Genomic DNA, 10,047 nt, shown 5'->3' with positions numbered 1-10,047 from the left:
ACACGTTACAGCTCGACCTTAAACCCTACACAAGAGTGGCGTAAGACATACTCCGGTATGCAGCCGTGTTGACGGTGTAGATAAACCCAGAGAATCACTGATTGTCGCAGGTTTTTAGTAGCGGTTTCTCTAACGGATTCAAACTGGGTGGAAGTTTCTTTGTAGCCCGATAATGCTTCACCCAGCCAGGCTTTTTCTTTCAACAGCTTTTTGAAAACGTTGGCCATGCGGGTCTGGTCTTTCTCCAGAGTCTCTTCAAACTCGTCCACTTTTTCTGATAGAGCGCTATTGAAGGGCATTCCAACGTTCTTTTTCCCAAGACCAAACCTTATGGGTGCACTGCAGAACTCCTGCTTGAATAACTCGCATGAGGCTCCTGCCATCTGAAATGATTCGATTAGGCTCTGTCGCGTGACGAGTTTGAGCTCATCATCCCCTTCACGTCTTTGAAGATTGGATAAGGAGTGAAAGCTGGCGTTTGCTTTCTGATAGTAGTTTTTTGCCCGTTGTATCGCCCTGAGAATAAAGTGGTATTGGTCGACACCCGGATCTGCTATATCTGCATACTCAGTGATATTAAGCCATTTGGGCGAGATCGATCCTTTCATGTATGGCCACCATGATAGGAAAAACACCAGACTGGCGTTTTCTATATGTTGCATTGGGGGTCGATATGCATATTGCTCATCGTATTCTTCAAAAAACCAGTGAATGTCCAGTTCTGAAGTTTCTTCAAAATATTTATAGAAGCGATCTTTTTGTTTTTTGGAAGCACCGACGACTAATTGAACAGGAATGGAATCAAAGGACGTATCCCTTCGCAATTCCCGATGCACTTCAAGAAGGTAGGCATAGTCGCCCATATCTTCCTCAGCTAAGGCTCCTAGAGGCTTGCTGTTAAGTATAAGGAATCATTTTATCAGGGAGTTTTGCAGGTCTATGGCTCGACTCTTCATCTCCACTTCCGAGGCAGATGCACTCATCGAAGCGGCAATCAGAAGAGAACTGATGAACGAAATGACGTATTTTTGGGCAGCTTGCCAGCTCTTCCTGAGTAGCATTTTGGGATTCTCCATGACCAATGAGCAATGACTTAAGACGGTATTTCTAGACTTGAGACTGTGTCCTGAAAGTGATGTTCCCCAACTTGTCAGGTTGACTGACAACGGAGTTATTATTGCTTACAGACAAGGAGTGTTGGCTGCAAAAGCCAGTTCAATATCATTCGTATGTGTATAATGACTCGATTATCATTTAAAACCTATTTTAACGTTTGCTGAACTGGGGAAATCCTATGCGGGAAATCAAGCTGGAACCCTCATGGAAAACACATTTGCAGGGTGAGTTTGACAAGGAGTATATGCAGGTTCTGCGCAGCTTCCTGATGAATGAAAAAGCCGCCGGTAAAACTATTTACCCAGACGGCAGTGAATACTTCCGGGCTATGGATTTAACTCCCTTTGAACAGGTTAAGGTTGTCATTCTGGGGCAGGATCCTTATCACGGTCCGGGTCAGGCCCATGGGCTCTGTTTCTCTGTGCGCCCGGATGTGCGTACGCCTCCTTCTCTGGTCAATATGTATAAGGAGCTTCAGAGTGATCTGGGGATTCCTCCCGCCAATCATGGTTGTTTGGAGTCCTGGGCCAAACAGGGGGTCCTTCTGTTAAACAGTGTCTTGACGGTAGAGCACAAGCAAGCGGCTTCCCATCAGAAAAGAGGATGGGAGCAGTTTACTGACAAGGTGATTGCCGAGCTGAATGCCAAGCGGGAAGGTCTGGTGTTTATCCTTTGGGGCAGCTACGCCCAGAGAAAGGGGCAGTTTATTGATCGAACCAGGCATCAGGTACTTCAGGCTGTCCACCCCTCACCCTTGTCTGCTCATCGCGGCTTTTTTGGTAGCCGTCCTTTCTCGCAGACGAATCATTATCTTGAGTCCAGAGGCATTGCACCGATAAATTGGCAGTTGCCAGTCATTTAATGAACAAAAAAGAGGACTTTCGTGGGTGAAAGTCCTCTTTCTTTTGTCAGATGGTCAGTTCCCCTGAAATGTTCTGTCCCACTATCTCTCTGATTTCTTCTGGAGAGTGATCTTTAGACAGCAGGTGATGAAGCTTACAGAACATCGCCTCAGTCGTTGTATCCAGACCTCCAATAACACCGGCTTCAGCCAGAGCAGAGCCAGCTGCATAACTGCCCTGATGAACCCTACCTCTGTGACACTGGGTAAGATTGACAATTATTTTGCCTTCGTCTGAAGCTTTCTTCAGAGCATCCAGTAAAGCCTGATCTCCATCTGGACCATTTCCGGTACCGTAGGTTCTCATGATAAAGGCTTTTTGGGGCTGATTTAGAGCCGCTTCCATCCACTGTGCTGTAATGCCTGGAAACAGTTGAAGAATACCCACCTGGGTATCTTCAGAGCATTCAAGATGAAACTCGGGTTTGTTCTCAGGCTTCAATAGCAGGTAGTCGCTGAGCTCAATATTGATATCAGCCCGGCCAAGCCATGGGAAGTTAGGAGAATCGAAGGCATCAAACAGATAAGCATTTTGCTTGCGTGCACGGTTACCCCGCATTAAACGACCATTGAAGTACAGGCAGACTTCATTGATACGATCATCGGTGGCAATGCTCAATGCACCAACAAAGTTTTCCAGACCGTCGCTTCGTGCTTCACACAGAGGTATCTGAGAGCCGGTAAAAACAACAGGCTTGTTCAGGTTGCGGAGCATGAATGACATCATGGAACTGGAAAAGGCCATGGTATCTGTGCCGTGCAGAACAACAAAGCCGTCGTAGTCTTCATAATTGTCAGCGATATCCGTAGCAATCTGCTTCCAGTTTTGCGGGCGGATATTACTGGAGTCAATTAACTGGTCGTACTCCACCAGGTCAAAGTCTGGGAGACCTTTACGGACGTGGGATGGTAGCTTTTCATCCAGTAGGGCCTGCAGGTTGCCGGAGGGGGCATAACCCGAGTCGGTGGGTTTCATGCCGATGGTACCACCGGTATAAATAACGTAGATTTTCTTGGTCATATCAGCAACTCTGTGGATGACCTTAACAAGGCCAATATCGTTGCGAATGATCATATCATGAAGTTCTTGTTCTAATGGATAGGGTGAAAGTTATTAAAGATTGAAATATTCAAGGCTCCAGTTTTTTAATCCGTTTCTGGGTCTCAGGTGACAAGGTCATGTGCAGATTTTCCATAAAAGGCTATCCATAAAAGGCTATCCATAAAAGGCTATATGGTGTTTTCAACCTCGGCTTCGATATTGTCTTCGTCATTCACCAAACTTTGATTCCTGTCAGGAAAGTCAAGCAATATGATATTTTTGCAGAATCTTATTATCTCTTCCATACTGAGTTCGGTCACCAACGGTTAACTGCTGCGATGTAGCGATTAGTTGGCCGAAGTCGCCTGTGAGTGAGCTGATCATCAGGCCGGTAAATACTCTCGTTTTATATTATTCCCATGATTTACACCAGATTTTGTCGTTACTTCATTCTGGCTTTAACTGTCCTGCCCTGGTTTGCGGATGGCAGAGTGATGTTGAGTCCTTTGCTGAAAATCCGGGAGCCATCGGTCGTGAGAGCGGTATCGTTCAGCCCCGACGGTCGTTGGCTTCTCATAGACGGCGGCAGCAAAGTAAAGTTATGGCAGATGGATGTTGTAGATCCTGCCCGGAAAAACGGCCCTGTTGCGACCCTGCCAGCCAGTGAAACCATTATGGATCATAGTATCAGCTATGATAGCCAGTGGGCAGCAACAGTAAGTTACGATAACCATCTGAGGTTGTGGAATCTTGCCAACATAACCCAGAACACCCGCTACCCGGAGCCGCAAAAGTTGGGTGAAGATAATACAGGTAATGACCCAAAAGTGGTTGTTTTTAGCGAAGACAGGCAGTGGCTGGCAGTAGGGGGAACATTCAACACTTTCAAAATTTATAATATCTCGACCATCATGGAAGATACTTCCATTGCCAACCCGCTCACTTTTGAACATTCCTCAGAAACCAGTGTGGCTGCTTTTAGTTGCGACTCAAAATTCCTGATGACTACATCCACAGATTCGGTAACGAAATACTGGGATCTTACACGACAGTATCTCGACAGTAGCGGAAAGCGGACAGCTCAGCTGCTGGCAAATCTCAAACTGAATAATGCCAACCCTATTAATTACTCTCCAGGGTCACCTCATAACGCCATGAGCCTGCATCCTTCCGGTCAATATGCGGCAAGCTTGTTCTCCAACACCAGCATTATCTGGAATCTCAACGAGAAATATCACGATTATAACGCTATTGAAACAGCGTCGGTGGCGGCGGTAGCCTGGCATGCTGATGACATTATCTTTGTTAAATTCAGCGACGATGGTCGCTACCTTCTGACCGCCGGTAAGGATAACAGGGCAAAGGTCTGGGGTTTGAAGCAGTTACAGTATGATGAGGAGAGTGGCCTGGTTATTCCAGAACTGCTGGCGGTTATGGAGCATTCATCCTCGGTCGTTTATGCCGATTTTCATCCGCTTGAGCATTTTGTTGTAACTGCGTCCAGCGATCAGACCGCCAGACTTTGGGATCTTGATGATATTCAGCCTCCCGAACCAGACAATGATCAGGATGAACCCATCCCTTTTTTACTTGCCACCATGCGACACGGAGCTGGCTTGAGGCAGGCCGTTTTTCACCCGGGAGGGCGCTATCTGGTCACCACTTCTGAAGACAGGTACTGGGCGCTCTGGGAGATTCCAGACCATATTGGGAAAGTTGCCAGAGAGCCATAGTCTTTATGATGTTGTTATAAAGCCCTTTGGCTGGAGGTTTTATCATGAATAACTTGCCAAATAAAACCAGTCGGCGACGGTTGACAAGCCTCTTGTTCGTTGGGTTGGCGTTATCCACATTTTATGCCCGTTCATTCTATTACCATGAACTGGATGCGTTTTTGGTTATCGAGCATTCAGGAGGTGTTCAGTGTGCTTCTTTCAGCCCGGATGGGTTCAGAATCCTGACCGCTGCCGGGGATGGCAACGCCATTCTCTGGGATATGGCCACTCTGAGAAGAAACCGTAATGGTAAAATAACTCCCGGTGTTTCAGGTATTATGCGTCATGAATCTCTCGTTCATTGCGCTATTTTCAGTCCCTATGAAAAATATATTACCTCCCTGAGCGACAGCGGTGCAGTCAGCCTGTGGAATCCGGACATCGCCAATCGGACATCAGCCGGAATATCCATGTTGCAACGTACTCATCAGTTCATACCTCCGGGGTATAGCAGTGCCCGTTCTGAATCATCAGAAGCTATGTTGAACCCTCTTGTCGATAATATGGCCTTCCATAAGGAATATAACTGGTTATTAACTTTTTCAGGCACCTCTGATGCCTGGGTATGGGATATGGATTCATTGCCGACAGGGGTTGCTGCTCCGGATGTAAAAGCGTTTCTGCCTCATGAGAGCACGGTAACCTTTGCACGGTTCAGACCCGGTTCAGACAATAAGCAGCAAGTTGTGACAGCCAGTGATGATGGGCAGGCTATTCTCTGGAACCTTGACGAACCTGATTACAAAACTATTGAAAACTCTGCACCTGTCCCAGTGCCTGCCCGGATGGCTGTTATGGAACACAGCGAATCTATCAGTTACTTTGCGTTCAGTACGAACGGCAGCCTTATCCTGACCACTTCCAGCGATGATACATCTAAGCTATGGGATCTTGACCAACTCTTAGAAGACGACAGCACCCCGACGAAACCATTACTGAAAGCCACGTTGCCACACGACGGCGATGTTCTTTATGCCGCGTTCAGTCCTGACAGTCGAAAAGTGGTGACGGTCACCGCAAGTGCCATCCGGCTGTGGGATATTGAAAACCCGAAAACAGCACCTGACGGCAAAACCGTTTTCAATTTGCTGGCATTGATCAGCGACCCGGTGGGTAATACTGGTTATGCAGCATTCAGTGCAGACAGCCACAGGCTTCTGACGCTGGGCGAGCAACAGAATGCCACGATCTGGAATGTTGATGAGTTGGTGCTCGATGAAAACAATTTACCAATACCGGCAAAAGTGGCTCAGGTTGTTTTCCCAGCCGGACAGTTGCGAGCCGCCCTGAGTCCGGGAGAAGAGTACCTCATGTTATCTACCAGTGGGCAGGATCAGGGCGTATGGAATATATCCCGGTATCTGAGCGGTCATGGCCTCAGCCTTTCTTATCAGGGGATTACCTTTTTGTTACCGGTATTCATAACATGGCTGCATCAGCCGGCTTGGCAGGGCTTTAAACTCCGGTGAGTTCAATGAAAGTACTTGGTGCATCGATATTGATCTTTCTGGCGATACTGTTTTGTCCGCTCAGGTCTTTTTCAGAGCCTGTAAAGGTGGTATTAAGTGCTAAAAACGACTGTATTAACTGTTGTTATGGTGCGGTTGGGTGGGTCTTTGAAAGCTGCCCCCCGGGACAGGTTGTTATTGGTTTGAAGTATGGCGTGAATAAATTAAGGGGGTTTAGTTCTTTTGTTCTCAATAAATTAGAGGTGATATGTTCTGCCATCACCTCTGAGGGCAAATGGATAGGTGATTTTTCTGAAGAGGATGTTACGTGGTGTCCGAGAGACTATGCCGTTTATGGCGCAGAAGTTCGCCGTGGTTGCGTTATTGATGCCATTAGACTTAGGTGTAGGCCCTTGGCAGGGGGAGGAGAACTTAATGCAATGGCTGAACCTGATGAGCTGGGTTTTTTGGGTGGAGGCGGTGCAGCTGGAGGCTGGCATGATTGTCCAAACGCAACAATGTTTCACGCCATTCACTTTATTGCCAGAACGGCGCGGGAGACAACATTTAATCCAGAAAATGTGAATAGCATTCATATTATTAACTTTATTTGCGAAAACTACCTGCCGGTCACTCCTCTTCCTGAGTCATGCCAGCCCGCAAATCCAAACCCCATTCACACAGAGAATATTCTGCTTCCAGCCTTAGCGGTGGCAGCAGACAATACGATCAAACAAATCACCTTCAGCCCGGATGGTCAAAAACTACTGGTTTCTGACGGTGATAGCGCAAAGCTATGGGATTTAAACAATCTTAACCCAGCAGAAACCCAAAGCCCGGTGGCTGTTTTGCCTTCCTCCGAAGCGGTGAATCATGGGGCTATCAGTCTCGACAACCAAAAAGCGGTCACGGTCGACTCTGGCAACATACTTAAGTTATGGAATCTGGCAAACCTGACATTTGAAAATGCTGTGCCGCAGCCTGAGCTACTCGATAGTATCCAGCTTCAGGGAGAACCTTGGCAAGCTGCTTTCGACCCGGATGGAAAACGGCTGGTTGTTGTCGGAAATTTTAAATTCGCTGAGCTTTACGGAATTTCTGAGGGTAATAACGGCACAGAAATCAATCATCTGACCCATTTGCCCCACCCTGACAATGTGGTCTATGCCGCTTTCAGCCCTGACAATGCTTTTCTGGTGACCGCTACCGACTATCCGGCAGCCCGGTACTGGGAGCTTGGCCGTCAGCCTTTAAGTAACGAGGGGGAGCGGACATTACCTTTGCATGCCTTTATGCAGCCAGACTTTTATATCCCTGATAATGCTTATTTGCTCACCGAAACTTCAGACCACCCCGTTGCTTACTCTCCATCCGGAAGGTATCTTGTGACGCTGCTTTATCAGATGGGGCTGGTCTGGGATCTGGAAGACCAGTACCGCAACTATCTGGGAGAACCCAGATCGTCCCTGCTGGCTACCGCCTGGCATAACCAGCATGACCAGTATGATTATATTGTTTTTGCAACATTTGCATCTTCAGACCAATATCTATTGACCGCATCCACCGATAAAACGGCAAGATTATGGGATATCAGTCAGCTAAGTTACAGCAAGAATGTTGACCGGGTGGTTCCGGAGCTGCTGGCTGTCCTGGAGCATGAAGATTCTGTCGTTTATGCCGACTTTCATCCAGACAAAAACTATGTCGTTACCGCCTCGTCAAATACGGTAAAACTCTGGAATCTCAATACTATTCGCTGCTCATCCCAAAACCATTTAACGCCAGAATTGCTGGCCACACTGCCCCATGAGGCACCGGTACAACAAGTTGTCTTTGATCCCGGGAAAAAGTTCCTGGTGTCGATTTCCAGTGATAATAAGTGGTTTCTCTGGGATATTTCCGGGCTGTTATCGCAATCCTCTAACGAAGAGTTGTAACCAGTGATGTGTAATCGTATTTTTAATCGCTACCGATTGTCTCTGCTGCTTCTGGCTCTGGGTAATAATCTGTGCTGCTCTCACGATGATATTGAAACGCAGCTCCCTGACGATGAACTGAAGCCTTATCTGGTGATGCAACATGCGGGGGCCATCAATTGTGCCAGATTCAGTGCCAGTGAAACATCTATTTTGACTTCATCGGATGATGGGACCGCAAAACTCTGGGAACTCAACAATCTGATAAGAGACAGTTCTGGTAATGTTTTCCCTGATTTGCAAGGGATAATGCCACACCCGCAGGCTGTTCAGTGCGCCATATTCAGTCCTCATAGCAATAGTGTGGCCACGATCAGCGACCAGACCGTCAGGATCTGGGATCTGGGAATCGTTAGCAAAAATGAAACGACCGGTATCTCCTATTTCACTGGTTTACAGGCTCAGTTTAATCTGACAGATGCCGAAGGTGGAACGCCAGCTGAATTTAATCCGATCGCTTTTCACCCTGAACAAAACTGGTTGCTGGGGGTTGCAAATAACGCTTCTGTGTGGACCCTGGTTGATGATGAGCGGACACCTCAGGCTATGATGAGCTTGCCCCACGATGCCGCCGTTCTGCATGCTCATTTTGCACCGGCCAGTCTCGGTGGAGAGGTATCGAAAGCGACAGTTATCACTTCATCCATGGATAATACCGCCGTGCTTTGGGGTTTATACGAGGGTGATTCAACACAGGTCTTCACACTGCCAACGGATGCCCCTGAAAATACCAATAGTAGCGCCCTTGCGCCAACGTCAACGTCAACGTCAACGCCAACGCCAACGTCAACGTCAACGTCAACGCCAGCGGCTACCAATGTCCCCACTGTTCCCTCATCTCAGGCTCCTTCTTTTCCGCCAACCGTAACAATCCCCATAAAAACACTGGAAGCAGCAAAACTGGCTGTAATGCACCATGGTGGAGCTGTCGTTTTTTCAGTATTGCATCCTGACCAAAGGAGACTGATGACTGTGGCTGAAAGTGGTGAGGCAACCATTTGGGATCTCAGTCAAATTGGTGATGACATGCAACCTGCCATCGTCGCCACCCTGAACCACAATAGTCCGGTAAGGCATGGTGCATTTAACAATGACGGGTCACTGCTGGCTACCGCTTCGGGTCATCAGGCCCTGATCTGGAATACGACAAACATTGGAAATGATTATATGGGAAAAGCGACCTATTCGCTTTTGGCTCTGGTCACACAGGATAACCCTGTTTTGTTCGTGGTATTCACGAACAATCAGAAATTATTAACAACGTCTGAAGGTGATAACGCAAAGCTATGGAATCTGGATGAGGTCACCCTGAATGATGATAATATTCCGGAACCCGGCTTGCTGGCGACTTTTCCATCCGAGGGAGATGTCTCCTTTGCTGAATTTAACTCAGACGAGCACCTGCTGGTTACCGGATCAGATGACTGGAAAGCAAGGCTTTGGAACGTCTCGGAGTTCACCGCTAACGAGACATTATCCTCCTCCAGCAATAGTGGGCTGATAGCAGGCCTGACTGCGGGGTTAGGCTTACCTGTAGTGGTAGCTACTGGCGTACTTGTTCTGGTGGGCAGTTATTGTGGAGCCAAAAAGAGGAAAGTTAAAACAGTCGTGACACCCCAGGATTAGCATTACGTTGCATGTACAGGCTCGCAAAGTGCTCATCATTATCGGTTGAGCGTAAAACCCCGTACTTTGAGTGCGGGGATGTAAGCTCGTCGGCGATAGCCGACTAATGCGGTGTTCTCTGCTGCTGAACGTACTGTTTGATGACTTCTATAGGAGCGCCACC

General features: G+C 47.7%; 7 protein-coding genes. 5 read left to right on the top strand and 2 right to left on the bottom strand.

Features of this window, described 5'->3' with window-relative positions; translation table 11 throughout:
* Positions 1-5 precede the first annotated feature (5 nt).
* The gene (locus ACR2PX_RS13615) at positions 6-863 is read right to left on the bottom strand and encodes a hypothetical protein (protein ID WP_433999897.1); all 858 of its coding nucleotides are present in this window, start codon (positions 861-863) and stop codon (positions 6-8) included.
* Positions 864-1,294: 431 nt separating this feature from the next.
* On the opposite strand from ACR2PX_RS13615, the gene ung reads away from it, so the two are divergent.
* The gene (gene ung / locus ACR2PX_RS13610; protein ID WP_433999896.1) at positions 1,295-1,978 is read left to right on the top strand and encodes a uracil-DNA glycosylase; all 684 of its coding nucleotides are present in this window, start codon (positions 1,295-1,297) and stop codon (positions 1,976-1,978) included.
* Between the two features lie 46 nt (positions 1,979-2,024).
* On the opposite strand, the gene ansA is transcribed toward ung, so the two are convergent.
* Positions 2,025-3,092, bottom strand: coding sequence for an asparaginase (gene ansA, locus ACR2PX_RS13605; RefSeq protein WP_433999895.1), 1,068 nt, complete (start codon positions 3,090-3,092; stop codon positions 2,025-2,027).
* A gap of 386 nt (positions 3,093-3,478) precedes the next feature.
* On the opposite strand from ansA, the gene ACR2PX_RS13600 reads away from it, so the two are divergent.
* The 4 genes from ACR2PX_RS13600 to ACR2PX_RS13585 all read left to right on the top strand — a co-directional run bounded on the left by ACR2PX_RS13600 (position 3,479) and on the right by ACR2PX_RS13585 (position 9,884).
* Positions 3,479-4,792, top strand: coding sequence for a WD40 repeat domain-containing protein (locus ACR2PX_RS13600; RefSeq protein ID WP_433999894.1), 1,314 nt, complete (start codon positions 3,479-3,481; stop codon positions 4,790-4,792).
* Positions 4,793-4,836: 44 nt separating this feature from the next.
* Positions 4,837-6,303, top strand: a complete 1,467-nt coding sequence (locus ACR2PX_RS13595; protein ID WP_433999893.1) for a WD40 repeat domain-containing protein — start codon at positions 4,837-4,839, stop codon at positions 6,301-6,303.
* Between the two features lie 419 nt (positions 6,304-6,722).
* Positions 6,723-8,219, top strand: coding sequence for a WD40 repeat domain-containing protein (locus tag ACR2PX_RS13590; protein ID WP_433999892.1), 1,497 nt, complete (start codon positions 6,723-6,725; stop codon positions 8,217-8,219).
* A gap of 6 nt (positions 8,220-8,225) precedes the next feature.
* Complete coding sequence (locus ACR2PX_RS13585; protein ID WP_433999891.1) at positions 8,226-9,884, top strand: WD40 repeat domain-containing protein; 1,659 nt, start codon at positions 8,226-8,228, stop codon at positions 9,882-9,884.
* The last annotated feature ends 163 nt before the right edge of the window (positions 9,885-10,047 follow it).

It is taken from the genome of Endozoicomonas sp. (assembly GCF_051008435.1).
Lineage (GTDB): Bacteria > Pseudomonadota > Gammaproteobacteria > Pseudomonadales > Endozoicomonadaceae > Endozoicomonas_A.
The sequence above is the reverse complement of the archived record's forward strand: the minus strand, read 5'-3'. Positions and strand labels throughout refer to the sequence as shown.